Origin of the sequence: Vibrio harveyi, from assembly GCF_030060435.1 — a bacterium.
Lineage (GTDB): Bacteria > Pseudomonadota > Gammaproteobacteria > Enterobacterales > Vibrionaceae > Vibrio > Vibrio harveyi.
This window is the reverse complement of the sequence record NZ_CP125875.1, coordinates 3,009,712-3,022,956: the sequence shown is the minus strand read 5'-3', so window position 1 is coordinate 3,022,956 and position 13,245 is coordinate 3,009,712. Positions and strand designations below refer to the sequence as shown.

Genomic DNA, 13,245 nt, shown 5'->3' with positions numbered 1-13,245 from the left:
TTTCGTTTCCGAATGAGAAAGTCGCTTTTTATTGTTTTATTTTCTAATCTCACTAGTGAGATTAGAAAAGCTGCGCATTTTTAATCGGATTTGGAAGCGGCTTCAAGACACGGAAAACCAAAGAAAAACCGTAAAAATTTTTGGAATATTTTTTCTTGGAATTTCTATCAATAAAAATATCAATTAACTTTAAATTTAGGTCTTTATAAACAATGACTTGTGTTGTTTTGGTTTATTTATAGGCTGCTGTATTTTTTGGGTAGTGGTAAATCATGTTTATTTTTAGCTCTTCTACTTTGCTCGCGTACTGAGGAAATGGGCGTAGGATGTAGCTATAAACCTCCCCCTGAATAAACTCATCATTAGCATGATAATCATTGTTGAAGTAGACATAAGCGTATGCGGATGGCTTAGGTGCAGTCGCGCAATCGGTATTATTGGAGTAAGAAATTACCTCGCTAAACATCCCTTCACCTGCAAGGATTGAGGTGTCCCAAAACTGACAGAATTCATGAGCAAATAAGTCGCTATTAGACGTGACTATGTTGAGATCTGAGTCGAAACCGTCGTAATACTCACTACCTTGAGCATGCCTTCGGTCAAAAATATAGTTACCCGCGAGCGCATGGCGATAACCACCGGCAGTCGGAATGAGCAGATCAAATAGGGCGGACTGATACAGCTCTTTTCCAGTATTGACGTTCAAACGCTCTTCCATTGAGCGCTTGTTTTTTTGCATGGTGTAGCTTTCGAAACGATTGTTATCAAAGACGGTAATAAAGTAGTTCTCAGTGTCTTTGTGAACTCGTGACCGGTAGGTTTTCTTCGTAGTCCAGATCTGACGGCTACCTTTGATGTGGATGATCAATGAGTCATCACTGATCTGGTATTCCCCGACTTTATTCAGCTTATGCTCGTCTGGGCAGCGAGTTTTGTTGCTTGAAGCAGCATAAAAAACTTCATCATCAATGAATTTAAATGCTTCACAGTACACTACTTCGTAAGGGTACTTGCGTCCACCGAGCAACGTTGTGGTTTCAAGGCGATATACCACACCATCAATGAGCGGATGTTCTGTATCGTTCTGCTCTGCAGTGACTGCTGGCAGCTCGAAGCGTGTCGTGACCCAAGCGTGATCTTCTGTCCCGTGGTGGTCATCACGTGCAGAGACTGCCAAATATGTGGTTTGGTTGAAGTCTTTTGGCGCGCCTTGCAGCATGATTTGCCCTTGGTTGAGAACGCTCAGTCCGTTGGCGTTTTCTAGCCAAATTCGCGTGGTGAGTAAGTCTCCTTCTGGATCTTCGAACAGCTGTTCCAACCCTAATGAGTAGTTGATAGGGTTGTTTTGTGTCAGTTCCCAACTATAGATAATGGTTTGTAATTGCTGCTCAACCGCTAGGTTTATTATCGGCTTGCCGTTCTCTGTTGCATCGTCGTGTGCAGATTCACTGATGTAGGTTATCGTTAGGTTTTGGGAGTAATTGGCCTCCAATGATCCCAAGGCATCTTCAACCTGATCAGGACGGTCTGACAACGTGGATTCAAGCGCTTTTTCAAACGCCAGTTCATTGCTTCTTTCCAATGCAGATGCGGTGAGTGCCTGTTTTACTTCGATAAGGGAAGTGCGTTCTCCGTGAGGCGTATTTCTCTTTTTCTCGTTATTATTCGCTGGTTGTATGTTGGCAGCCGCAACTGTGGTTTGCTCGTCTGTTAGCCAGTAAAGCGCCATCAAGCAGGTACTCAATGCACCTGCAATCCAGTATTTCTTCTTCATGATTTTACGCGTGTGCCATTCTTGATTGCAGCCAACTGCGGGAGAACTTAAGGTCTTTTTCAATCAAACTGGCGCTGCATTCGAGCAGTTCACAGATCTCTTGGTTTTTCATGCCCATCAGATATTTGAGCTTTAACGCGTTGGATTGGCGCGGGTAGCGCACACTAAAGTTATCGAGTGCTTTATCCATGATGATGAGTTGCTCGAAGCGATCTTCTTCTTCTTTCATCAGCGTGATGTGTTGGCGTTTTTGCGCTTGATGTGAGCGAGCGTTGTCGATCAGGATTTGGCGCATTACTTTGGCTGCCATTAAGAAGAAATCGCGCTTGGTTTCAATCTCACTCATGTCGCAGTTAGACATCTTTAAATACGCGTCATGGATCAGCGCGGTGGTGCTGTTTACGCTGTCCGACAGTACCTTATTGTCGGTTCCGTATTTCTCTGCGTTGCGCTCGCGTTCTTGTTGAGCAATTTTACGCAGTTGTAGGTAAGCGAATTGGTACAACTCACTTTCCGCCTGTTTATCGCCTGCTTGCCACTGTTGGATAATTTGCGTCAGAGTAGATTTAGAAGTCATTGCTATACATCCTCACTTACTTTTACAAACTCAGAGATGGAATAGGTTTCAACGCGATCAGAACCATCGCGATTACGGCTAATGTCTTGTTGGTAACGATACAAAATGCCTTGCTCCCAGCTTTTGCCTGCAGGTAGGTATTCCCACGTGGTGTAGTTGATTTCTGCTGGGGTTGGTGACCAACGCACCATTACGTTCATTTGCGCGAGTTCAGCACTTGGCTGGTCATTGTTGACCCACCACATGTCCAAATACTCGTTGGTGACATCTTGGGTGTATAGACTGGTATCTGTAGGGCAGGCAACGGCATCGACAGGTAAACGCAACACTTGGTTATGACGCATTAGTAGACACGACTGCTTCATTGAGTCTTGTAGGTATTGAGTTTGTTGCCATACACCTTGGTAGGCAATTTCGCTATCGACAGAGTCAGGATAGGTAAACCACAACATCTCAGTACGGTTGTGGTGCTTAACGTGCTCGTTTGGTCCCAACCCCTGTACTTTTTCCATTAATAGCTGGGTGCTCGGATCGAAGTTGAGTGCAACCGATCGATATTTCCAATCGCCTTCATCGTCATAATCTTCTAACGAGAAGCCATTAAGGTCGCTACGGGTACAGCCTGAATCGGCGCATCCGACCAAGCTTTCCCATTCAGAGAACTTTTCAATCGGTTCGACAATTTCTTCGGTTACGCTCTGGTTAAGTGCTAGGAAACAGCCTTGGAAGTAGTCGCCAACACTTGGATGTTGAATCAGGCTCTCTTTAGTGATGGTGAAGTTAATCTCGCCAATTGGTGGGCGGTAACGCGGGTGGTGTTGATAGCGAATATCGAATGCACAGGCGCGACCCTGCCAATCCTTTTTCTTGATGATGATGTTCTTAAATCGCACGTCACGAGGCTCAAAAATGATCTCATTTGAGGCGAAGTTCTTTTCGATGTAGCGTTGGCTTTCATTTAGATGTTCAACCGCTTCTTGCACCGAAACCCAATCCAAATTGAGTTGGTGTTTGGCGTCATCTAGGAAATTGAGGTCGAGACGCTTGAGCTGTGCTTGGAAGGTTGGATCGGATAATACCTTGTTGATTAGCACGATTTCTTGACGGTTTTCCGGAGTGCTGTCGAGAGAGAGCAACAAGCGGGTCATATTGATGCTGCGACTGGGTTTTGTGGTCGCCATGGTCGGTGTGAGCACTTCTTGGCTCGACATTGTGGTGAGCAAGTAGCCGTTATCATCATTGCCGAGGAAGAAGCTGATGACATCGCCAGGACGATACTGAAATGCGCCTTTGTTTGTGTGACCAGACAGGTTGGAACTGGTTTTGTAATACAGACCAGTTACCGGTGAATCGATGAAGAAACCTTGTTTTATGGTAGGCGCTGTCGCTTCTGCCGACGGAGTCGTAGAAGTAGAGTTCGCCCATGCTGGTGCTATCGCTAACGCAGACAGCCAGATCGCAATGGAACGTGTGTGCATTTTAATTTTTAAGCCTTTTTTATGTTTAGCCTTACTGTTGAGTGCGGCCCTTTGGTGCACAATTTGGCTGACAACTTATTGATTTAGTGAGGTGCTTCTCTGGCACCGGTGTCATCATCGCCAACAACATTTTCTGTTTTATGTGTTTGGGGATATCTGGGTTAGACAGAATCCGCCTGCGTGTCAGTTCCATCATGGCACTGACGGACATATGCTCGACGTTTTGCCCCTTGGCATGAAAGACAAGGCGCGTCACTTCGTACATGATGTCTTCTGCAATCTTCTTCTCTTGTTGCAGTTGTATGTTCTTTTGAATCAGAGTGTTACCAAACAGCAAACCAGATAACACTAAGATTGCGGACAACAGCGACGGCAGCGGTCGGCGTTGTACTAAACGAAGCGTACTGTACAGTGGCCAGTGCTTCTTTTGCTCTATTGGGCGTCGTTCTAAAATACATTCAATATCTTGGCGCAGTGTCCGAACATTGAGGTAGCGCTGCTTTGCTTTCGCTCGCGTTGCGCGTCTCACCACCCAATAAATATCTGACCATATTGGCTGATCAGGAAACATCAGCGCCAGAATCTTACCCAGTGAATACACATCACTTTGCTCAGTCAAAAACGCTCCGGCTTGCTGTTCTGGGCTGGCGTATTTTTCACTGAAGGCAATTAATGCCGGAGACGAATCATCACTGTTTGATTGCACCTTTTGTGTCAGGTTGAAATCGAGCAGTTTTGGTCGTTTATTGCGATCAATTAGGATGTTTTCTGGTTTGAGATCCGCATGCAGGACTTGATGCTGGTGGGCGTGTTCCATTGCCTGACAAATCTGCTTAAACAGCAACAACTTGTCATCGTCTTCCATTGGCGTGAGCAACAAATACGAGTCTAAGGTCTGACCAAAAACGCGTTCCATCACGATGTAAACCGAATCACCGTGCAAGCCGCCATCAAACACTTTGGCAATGTAAGGATGGTTCAAACGAGCCAGAAGCTGAGCTTCATCAAACAGCGCGCGTTTGCCTAATACATTACTGAGATTGGTTTGGATGAACTTGATCGCAAGGTCTTGCTCGAACGTCTCGTCAGCGCGCAGTGCCGCATATACGACCCCCATACCTCCACGCCCTAACTCGTGGGTGAGTCGGTACTTGCTAACTTCTTCGCCCGTTAGGTCGACCTCTTGTTTCGTTGCCAAATTCGCGCCGAAGCCGAGCAACTGTATCAGTTGTTCTTCTTCGTTTTCGCTAGCTAAAAGAGGAGCGATTTGGAGGTAAAGCTCAGGTTGACTCTGCTGCAATTCGTTGAGGTATTGCTGCTTTTGAGAGTCGTCCAGATCAAGCAGGTGATAGTAAATCTGGGTTTCGCTAGAGCCTAACTGCACTGTACTTCGTATCTTATTGTTTTAGGTACGCTATTTTATAAGAAACTCAATATTAATGTCATTTATTTATTCAGCTTTGAATCACAATGTTGGAATTGCAATTTGATGGTTATTTGAGCGGTAAGGTTATGATTTTATTAATGATGTAGCAGATGGATTTTGCCGAGCTTGTCGACGAGGAGTCTATTCGTCATAATGTTACTAGTAACATTACTGATAAATTAGATATTTATGGCTCAGCAGAATAAGAAAGCACGAACGACATTACAGGATGTCGCAGACAAAGTTGGCGTAACAAAAATGACCGTCTCGCGTTACATGCGCAATCCAGACTCAGTGGCAGAAAAAACGCGAGTGAAAATTGCCGCTGTAATTGAAGAGATGGGCTACATCGAAAACCGTGCTCCGGCGATGCTGTCGAAGTCTTCCAGTAAAGCGATTGGTATTTTACTGCCTTCACTGTCCAACCAAATTTTTGCGTCTTTTGTTCAGGGCATTGAAACGGTCACTAAAGCTAATGGCTATGAAACACTGCTTGCGCACTTTAGTTATGACGAGCTGGAAGAAGAACGCAAAATCGCGTCGCTGCTTTCTTACCAAGTTGACGGCTTAATCCTAACCGAAAGTCACCATACTCAACGCACTTTGCAGATGATCAAAAACGCAGGTGTGCCCGTGGTCGAAACCATGGAATTGCCAGAGCAGCCGATAGATATGGCGGTTGGTATGGATCACGAAGACGCTTCTTACAGCGTCGTAAAGCGCATGTTGGAATCGGGCAAGCGTACTATTGTTTACTTCGGTGCTCGTTTGGATACGCGTACTAAATTGCGTATGCAGGGCTACGATCGTGCGATGATAGAAGCAGGGTTGGAGCCAAAGCACGTGCTAACGGGTGATCACTCAAGCTTCTCGCTAGCGCATGATTTATTGGAGCGCGCACTGGCAACGTACCCAGAACTTGATGGCGTATTTTGTACCAACGATGACATCGCGATTGGTACTTTGTTGAGTGCTCAGCAACGCGGCATCAAAGTGCCAGATCAACTTGCGGTGGTGGGCTACAACGCATTGGACATCGGGCAAACTATTAGCCCGAAACTAACCAGTGTGGATACACCGCGTTTCGAGATTGGTGAGAAAAGTGCCGAGCTATTGATTGCACGCCTTAAGGGTGAAGAGCAAGCCGAGACGGTCGTGAACATGGGCTATCAAATTACAGCAGGCGAGAGCGTCTAACTCGCTCTGACTCACGTTTATTTTTCATCATTCGTTTCTGATAAGGACACGGGCATGCCACATCAACTTGATGCGTTAGACCTGAATTTAATGCGCTTACTTAAAGCCGTGGTGGATAACCGTAGCATCAAGTTGGCGGCGATGCAGCTTGGCATTTCGCAGCCCAGTGCCAGTCGCGGGGTGATGAAACTTAAAGATGTGTTTGATGATCCTCTGTTTGTGCGTAAAGCACACGGGGTAGAGCCATCCCCAATGGCGATTCGCTTAGCGGCGGAGTTTGATAACATGTTGTCTCCGCTAGAAAAAGTAGTGCAGGAGTTTTCGGAATTCGACCCACTTGAATACCAAGGTCAGATTGCGATTGTGACTGACCCTTATTTGATGGACGAGCAAGGTCAGCGTTTATTGCGCGGTTGCCATCAAGCCTTTCCTCAAGCCTCATTTGCTTTCTCAAGTTGGAACATTTATTCCCAAGACGAGATGTTAGAGGGCGAGCACGATTACTGCATTCTCGACCAAGAAACCGAGCTGTCAAAAGACATCTACATGCGCCCATTATTTGTTGAAAAGCGCGTGATTTTGGCGCGTAAAGACCATCCGACGTTGTCGCAAATCAGCAATGATTGGGATACGGTGTCGGAATTGCCACTGGTCTCTTTGCCTGCACCTGCGTCTTACAACCCGCTATGCACGGTGGAATCGGAATATCGCCGCATGGGTTACGAGCCCGTTGTGTTGCTTAAGTCCTACAACTTGCGTGTCGCTTGCCAAATGCTGCTTGAGACCGATGCCATCATGTATGCCAGCCAAAGTACTGCACATTTGATGCACGAGCTTGCCTCTTATCCCATGCCGATGGTCAACCGAGAGTTCAGCCAATTTGTTGTTTCTGGGGGTTATTTACAGACCTACCGCAACCACCCATTGCACCGCCATTTGCACCAAGTGGTGCAGCAAACCCTCAATACGCCATTAACGTGATCGGATAAACAAACTGCCCTTTGAGATATTCAAAAATGAATATCTCAATTACCTGTCTGTTTTGCTGAAGAAGGGCTAATCTGACTACAAATAGTCAGGAGAAGCGGCTCTTTTTATCTTATCAATTCTTTGAATGTCTGATTCTTAAAGGACATTCACCATTCTCCGTTATGCAGTTTTTTAATTTCTGGGGAGGATGAATCATGCTCATTGCACGTCTATTTTTATTGCTTGCCATCGTTGCCGAAGTTGCCGGTACCAGTACGATGTCGTTTATTGGTGAAAGTAATGCGTGGGAAGGCTATCTGGTGATGTACGTTCTGATCGCCATTTCCTATTACTTCTTGTCGAAAGCGGCAAAGAAAATCTCTATCGGTGTCGCGTACGCAACATGGGAAGGTTTGGGTATCGCCTTGATTACCCTGGTTTCTATCGTTTTATTTGATGCCAACTTAAGTACGCAGCAGTTGCTTGGTTTGGCGCTGGCAGTAGTCGGTATTGTGTGTGTGACGCTCGGTGAATCACACGGTCAGCCTCAACAAAAAGATGAGTTGCCAAGCTCATCGAATGCGAGGTGTTAATCATGAGCCAATTTTTTACTGTTTCATTTGGATTTGTTGTTATGGCGGCGTTGGTCGACATCATGGCGAACATGGCGCTGACTCGCTCTAAAGGTTTTAAGCACAGAGGGTGGGGCATCACTGCGATTGTCTTGGTGATGGCGGCGTTTACTTTGCTTGCTCAAGCGGTAAAAGAGATCGACCTTGCGATCGCCTATGCCTCTTGGGGCGCGATAGGTATTTTAGGTACCGCGATTGGTGGCGCTTTGCTGTTCAAACAAAAGCTTAAGCCGATTGGCTGGTTTGGTATCTTTGTTGTGATTGCGGCGGTTGTGGTGATGAAGACGGCTTGATGTTCTTTGCCTGAATCCTAGATATCGTCATTCTGAACAGCGAGGGACGAGCGTGATTCAGAATCTACCAACAAAAAGTGCTGTGGCAGAGGTGTTTCCTCTCGCTTCACAGCACTTTGATATTAGATTCCTGATCTCGCCTAGGCTCGTCGGAATGACGGATTCATTTATTTATTTAAAAAGAAAAGTGACCAACCCCAAAGCTCGTCATTCTGAACAGCGAGGGACAAGCGTGATTCAGAATCTACCAACAAAAAGTGCTGTGGCAGAGATGTTTCCTCTCACTTCACAGCACTTTGATATTAGATTCCTGATCTCGCCTAGGCTCGTCGGAATGACGGGGTCTTTCTTCCCACCCTAAACAATAAAGCTTGCGCCTTCTTCTGCGCTTGAAACGCTCTGACGAATCACGCTAAAGAAACCGCGACCCCAAGTCTGTTGCTTGGCTTCAGTATCCATCTCTAACAGTTCACGACCCGTAACGTCGCTGAGGTTATTCAACTCGCCAGTTTGGCAATCAACGCGGATGATGTCACCATTGCGCACCAAGCCAATCGCGCCGCCACGAATTGCTTCTGGAGAAACGTGGATTGCTGATGGAATCTTACCGGATGCGCCAGATAGTCGACCGTCCGTCACTAGCGCGACTTTAAAGCCCGCTTTCTGCACGTTGCCGAGAATTGGCATCAGTTTATGCAGCTCTGGCATGCCGTTCGCTGCAGGACCGTTGTGCGTCACGACCACAATGCAATCTTGGTTTAGCTCACCACGTTTGTACGCCGCTTCCACTTCGTGTTGGCATTGGAATACGATCGCAGGCGCTTCGATGATGCGCTGATCTTCTTTCACCGCAGAGACTTTCACTACCGCTTTACCCAAGTTACCGTTGAGTACGCGAGTACCACCGGTGTTTTGGAAAGCTTGCGTTGGCGCTGCAATCACCTCGCTGTCTTGGCTGCCACCACATGGAGTCCAAGTCAGTTTGCCATCGACTAAGCTTGGTAGCGTCATTTGGTCTTCGAATTCGCCGAATACCGGTTTCACGTCACGGTGAAGCAAGCCCGACTCGTCCAAACGATGCAATAGTGCAGGTACGCCGCCCGCTTCTTGGAATGCGTTCATGTCAGCTGGACCATTCGGGTAAACGCGCGCCAATAGTGGCACCACTTCAGATAGGTCGCTGATGTCTTGCCATGTCAGAATCAAACCCGCTGCACGCGCCACTGCCAACATGTGAATAGTGTGGTTGGTACTGCCGCCCGATGCCAACAGCGCAATAATGCCGTTGATCAGGCTCTTTTCGGTGACCACTTCAGACAATGGACGGAAATTGGCTGAACCTGCATTCATTGCCGCAATTTTCAGAGCTGCGTGATCGGTTAGCGCCTTACGTAGCTCAGTATGTGGGTGGATGAATGCTGAACCTGGCAGCATCAAACCCATAGCTTCAAACACAAGTTGGTTAGTGTTTGCGGTGCCGTAGAAGGTACACGTACCTGCTGAGTGGTAAGCACGACACTCCATATCAAGCAGTGCGTCTTTACCTACTTCGCCCGCCGCGTATTTTTGGCGAACGTCGACTTTCTCTTCATTGCTGATGCCCGTTGCCATCAAACCTGCTGGCACAAATGCCGTTGGTAGGTGTGCGTAAGACAGCGCGCCCATTAATTGTCCCGGTGCGATCTTGTCGCAGATGCCCAGCAACAAGGTCGCATCGAATACGTTGTGGCTCAGGGATAGTGCTGTCGATTGAGCAATTAAGTCACGAGAAAACAGTGACATGTCCATGCCCGCTTGACCTTGAGTCACGCCATCACACATTGCCGGAACACAGCCAGCAACTTGCGCAGTGTGACCGTAACCAGACAGCACTTGTTTGATTTGATCTGGGTAGTGTTGGTAAGGCTGGTGGGCACTCAGCATATCGTTGTAAGCACTGATCAGCGCCACATTCGAATGAGTGAAATCCAGAATGTTTTTCTTTTCTGAAGAACAAGATGCCGCAACAGCGTGAGCCAAGTTACCGCAAGACAGACCGACACGACCTTTGCCTGCTTCGGCTTGGACTTCAGTGCGAGCAAGAAACGCCGCACGCGCTTCTTTGCTGCGCTCAACTAAGCGTTGGGTAACATCTAAAATTACTTGATGAGTCATGCCATTGCCTCGTCTTGCACTAGGATTAACTCAGCGGCATTCGACACAACGTCTTCGATGGTTGCATCAATGCTGACGAAAATGGTGCGAGGCTCATCTTCTGGGCGCTCTAGGGCTTCGAACTGGCTGTTGACCATGTTCTCTTTCATGAAGTGACCTTGGCGAGCACGCATACGCTCAAGGATCAGTTCTTTGCTGCCATCTAGGAAAAGGAAGGTCACGTTCTCGTTGCCTTCGCGGATTTGGTCACGATAAATCTTTTTTAGTGCCGAACAGACAATAATGCCGTGCTCGTTTTTGCTTTCTAAGCTATAAGCAGCGTCGCGGATACGTTCTAGCCAAGGTTTGCGGTCGTCGTCGTTCAGAGGCTGACCTGACGCCATCTTCTGAATGTTTGCTCGTGGGTGAAGATCATCACCATCAATGAATTTACGTCCCAGCTTTTTCGCCAAGTGCTCACCAATTGTGGTTTTGCCACTCGCACAAACGCCCATAACGACGACACTACTACCAGCCATAACTTATCCTCATAACAAATTTGCGCGTGATCTCAATTTTTGAATTCACTTTAAAATATGGGTTTATCTTATTCATGTTATCGGTAACATGTTACCGGTAACTCAAATAAATGTGAACCACAACACAAACAATAATTTTTAAAGGTGAACCCATGGAACAGCTAACCCAAGCTCCAGACCCTACGTTCCTATTAACGATTGCAGTCCTCGCGATTGCGGCGTTACTTGTATTGATTATTAAGCTAAAAGTGCACGCTTTCGCTTCCCTAACTATGGTGAGTTTAGGTACTGCGATAGCGACTGGCGTTTCTTCTGACCAAGTTGTCCCAACCATGATGAGTGGTTTTGGTGGCACACTGGCTTCAGTAGCATTGCTGGTTGGTCTTGGTGCAATGATCGGTAAGATTTTGGAAGTAACTGGCGGTGCGCAAGTGCTGGCAGATACTTTGATTGGACGCTTCGGTAAAGAGCGCGCACCATTTGCATTGGGTGTGGCTTCACTACTGTTCGGTTTCCCAATCTTCTTTGACGCTGGTCTAGTGGTCATGATGCCAATCATCCTAAGTGTGGCAGCACGCTTTGGTGGTTCGCCAATCAAATACGCACTACCAGCAGCGGGTGCATTTGCAGTAATGCACGGCTTTGTTCCTCCGCACCCAGGTCCAGTTGCAGCAGCAGAATTCCTAGGCGCAAACATTGGTCTACTGCTTGTTGTTGGTATCCTAGTAGCTATCCCAACTTGGTACCTAGGCGCTTACCTATTTGGTCTGTACGCAGGCAAGAAGTTCGATATCCCACTATCAAAAGCGTTCTTCAACGGTGAAACACAAGTTGATGAATCTAAGCTGCCAAAATTTGGCACAGTAATGACCATCCTAGTGCTGCCTGTACTGCTAATCTGTTTAGACACAGTACTGAACACGCTAGCGGTTGCGGGTGTGATTGATGGCAAAACAGCTCTGGTTGAGTTCCTACGTATGCTAGGTAAAACGCCAGTAGCCCTTCTGATTACTCTGCTAGTGTCTCTTGCGGTATTCGCGAAAGACTACGGCATGGCAAAACTTGAGAAGCTGTGTGGCGACTCATTGGCTCCTATCTGTGGCGTTATCCTAGTAACCGGTGCGGGCGGCATGTTCGGTGGCGTACTGCGTGCAAGTGGTATCGGTGATGCACTAGCAGACGTTCTGACTGACACAGGTATGCCAGTGATCGTAGCAGCGTTTGTTATCTCTACCTGTCTGCGTGTTGCTCAAGGCTCAGCAACCGTAGCACTAACGACAACAGCAGCACTTATCGCACCAGTAGTGGCAGCATCAACTGGTTTGAGCGAGCTAGACCTATGCTTTATCGTTATCGCGATTGCAGGTGGTGCAACAGTGCTTTCTCACTTCAACGACTCTGGTTTCTGGCTAGTATCTCGTCTACTAGAGATGGATGAGAAAACAACGCTAAAAACTTGGACGGTAATGGAAACTTTACTTGGTGGTATCGCATTTATTATCGTAGCAACATTAAGCTTTATTCTTTAGAGGTTACCCATGACAACACTTGAACAACGATTAAGAGAAATCAAAATCGTCCCAGTTATCGCAATCAACGATGTAGCACACGCTCTGCCACTGGCAAAAGTGTTGGTAGAAAACGGTTTACCATGTGCGGAAGTAACATTCCGCACTGAAGCGGCGGCTGAGTCGATCCGCATCATGCGTGAAGCGTACCCAGAACTGCTGATCGGTGCTGGTACAGTGCTGACAACAGAGCAAGTGGACATCGCGATTGAAGCGGGTGTGGACTTTATCGTGAGCCCTGGTTTCAACCCAACGACAGTGAAATACTGTCAGCAACGCAACGTGACAATCGTACCGGGCGTGAACAACCCAAGCTTGGTTGAACAAGCGATGGAAATGGGTCTACGTACCCTGAAGTTCTTCCCTGCTGAGCCATCAGGCGGCGTAAACATGCTTAAAGCACTAACGGCGGTTTACCCAGTGGAATTCATGCCAACAGGTGGTGTAAGCCCATCTAACGTGGAAGATTACCTAGCGCTGAAATCAGTTGTCGCTTGTGGCGGTACTTGGATGGTTCCAACTGCAATGATGGACAACGGCGATTGGGAAGGTATTGCTGAATTGGTTCGCGCAGTTAAGTAAAACGCGCAAACGGCTCCGAAATACCCCCGAACGCTTTAAAACGTGAATAGAAAAAGGGTCATCAAGTAATTGATGAC

The 13,245-nt window shown here is 47.2% G+C and carries 12 protein-coding genes; 6 read left to right on the top strand and 6 right to left on the bottom strand.

What is annotated here, in order from left to right:
• Positions 1–232: 232 nt before the first annotated feature.
• From QMY49_RS14280 to QMY49_RS14265, 4 genes are read right to left on the bottom strand one after another with little or no spacing between them, the layout of a single operon-like run.
• A complete protein-coding gene (locus QMY49_RS14280) occupies positions 233–1,774 on the bottom strand; it encodes a hypothetical protein (protein ID WP_283312116.1) in 1,542 nt (513 codons plus the stop codon).
• Between the two features lie 4 nt (positions 1,775–1,778).
• Positions 1,779–2,351: a sigma-70 family RNA polymerase sigma factor gene (locus QMY49_RS14275; RefSeq protein WP_005446332.1), complete on the bottom strand. Its 573-nt coding sequence runs from the start codon at positions 2,349–2,351 to the stop codon at positions 1,779–1,781.
• Positions 2,352–2,353: 2 nt separating this feature from the next.
• Complete coding sequence (locus QMY49_RS14270; protein ID WP_050932939.1) at positions 2,354–3,829, bottom strand: hypothetical protein; 1,476 nt, start codon at positions 3,827–3,829, stop codon at positions 2,354–2,356.
• Positions 3,830–3,860: 31 nt separating this feature from the next.
• Complete coding sequence (locus QMY49_RS14265; RefSeq protein WP_283312113.1) at positions 3,861–5,213, bottom strand: serine/threonine-protein kinase; 1,353 nt, start codon at positions 5,211–5,213, stop codon at positions 3,861–3,863.
• A 231-nt stretch (positions 5,214–5,444) separates the two neighbouring features.
• On the opposite strand from QMY49_RS14265, the gene QMY49_RS14260 reads away from it, so the two are divergent.
• From QMY49_RS14260 to QMY49_RS14245, 4 genes are all read left to right on the top strand, one after another.
• A complete protein-coding gene (locus tag QMY49_RS14260) occupies positions 5,445–6,452 on the top strand; it encodes a LacI family DNA-binding transcriptional regulator (RefSeq protein WP_029789280.1) in 1,008 nt (335 codons plus the stop codon).
• Between the two features lie 54 nt (positions 6,453–6,506).
• A complete protein-coding gene (locus QMY49_RS14255) occupies positions 6,507–7,433 on the top strand; it encodes a LysR family transcriptional regulator (RefSeq protein ID WP_283312111.1) in 927 nt (308 codons plus the stop codon).
• A gap of 203 nt (positions 7,434–7,636) precedes the next feature.
• A complete protein-coding gene (locus tag QMY49_RS14250; RefSeq protein WP_005430013.1) occupies positions 7,637–8,014 on the top strand; it encodes an SMR family transporter in 378 nt (125 codons plus the stop codon).
• Positions 8,015–8,016: 2 nt separating this feature from the next.
• Positions 8,017–8,346 carry an SMR family transporter gene (locus QMY49_RS14245; protein ID WP_005434604.1) on the top strand — a complete coding sequence of 110 codons (330 nt, stop codon included), beginning with the start codon at positions 8,017–8,019 and terminating at the stop codon, positions 8,344–8,346.
• A gap of 357 nt (positions 8,347–8,703) precedes the next feature.
• On the opposite strand, the gene edd is transcribed toward QMY49_RS14245, so the two are convergent.
• Together edd and QMY49_RS14235 are read right to left on the bottom strand one after the other, a co-directional pair.
• Entirely contained in the window at positions 8,704–10,500 is a 1,797-nt protein-coding gene (edd, locus tag QMY49_RS14240; protein ID WP_283312107.1) for a phosphogluconate dehydratase, read from the bottom strand.
• Entirely contained in the window at positions 10,497–11,018 is a 522-nt protein-coding gene (locus QMY49_RS14235) for a gluconokinase (protein WP_005449047.1), read from the bottom strand. Before QMY49_RS14235 ends, edd begins: the two co-directional genes overlap by 4 nt.
• A 152-nt stretch (positions 11,019–11,170) precedes the next feature.
• Here QMY49_RS14235 and QMY49_RS14230 point away from each other — a divergent pair, with 152 nt between their 5' ends.
• Positions 11,171–12,547, top strand: coding sequence for a GntP family permease (locus tag QMY49_RS14230; RefSeq protein ID WP_005434597.1), 1,377 nt, complete (start codon positions 11,171–11,173; stop codon positions 12,545–12,547).
• Between the two features lie 9 nt (positions 12,548–12,556).
• Positions 12,557–13,168 carry a bifunctional 4-hydroxy-2-oxoglutarate aldolase/2-dehydro-3-deoxy-phosphogluconate aldolase gene (locus QMY49_RS14225; protein WP_005430025.1) on the top strand — a complete coding sequence of 204 codons (612 nt, stop codon included), beginning with the start codon at positions 12,557–12,559 and terminating at the stop codon, positions 13,166–13,168.
• Positions 13,169–13,245 lie beyond the last annotated feature (77 nt).

What these genes read in the sequence shown, in the direction of transcription:
- QMY49_RS14280 (WP_283312116.1), bottom strand. Translation starts at nt 1,774, where the DNA reads ATGAAGAAGAAATACTGGATTGCAGGTGCATTGAGTACCTGCTTGATG.
- QMY49_RS14275 (WP_005446332.1), bottom strand. Translation starts at nt 2,351, where the DNA reads ATGACTTCTAAATCTACTCTGACGCAAATTATCCAACAGTGGCAAGCA.
- QMY49_RS14270 (WP_050932939.1), bottom strand. Translation starts at nt 3,829, where the DNA reads ATGCACACACGTTCCATTGCGATCTGGCTGTCTGCGTTAGCGATAGCA.
- QMY49_RS14260 (WP_029789280.1), top strand. Translation starts at nt 5,445, where the DNA reads ATGGCTCAGCAGAATAAGAAAGCACGAACGACATTACAGGATGTCGCA.
- QMY49_RS14255 (WP_283312111.1), top strand. Translation starts at nt 6,507, where the DNA reads ATGCCACATCAACTTGATGCGTTAGACCTGAATTTAATGCGCTTACTT.
- QMY49_RS14250 (WP_005430013.1), top strand. Translation starts at nt 7,637, where the DNA reads ATGCTCATTGCACGTCTATTTTTATTGCTTGCCATCGTTGCCGAAGTT.
- QMY49_RS14245 (WP_005434604.1), top strand. Translation starts at nt 8,017, where the DNA reads ATGAGCCAATTTTTTACTGTTTCATTTGGATTTGTTGTTATGGCGGCG.
- edd (WP_283312107.1), bottom strand. Translation starts at nt 10,500, where the DNA reads ATGACTCATCAAGTAATTTTAGATGTTACCCAACGCTTAGTTGAGCGC.
- QMY49_RS14235 (WP_005449047.1), bottom strand. Translation starts at nt 11,018, where the DNA reads ATGGCTGGTAGTAGTGTCGTCGTTATGGGCGTTTGTGCGAGTGGCAAA.
- QMY49_RS14230 (WP_005434597.1), top strand. Translation starts at nt 11,171, where the DNA reads ATGGAACAGCTAACCCAAGCTCCAGACCCTACGTTCCTATTAACGATT.
- QMY49_RS14225 (WP_005430025.1), top strand. Translation starts at nt 12,557, where the DNA reads ATGACAACACTTGAACAACGATTAAGAGAAATCAAAATCGTCCCAGTT.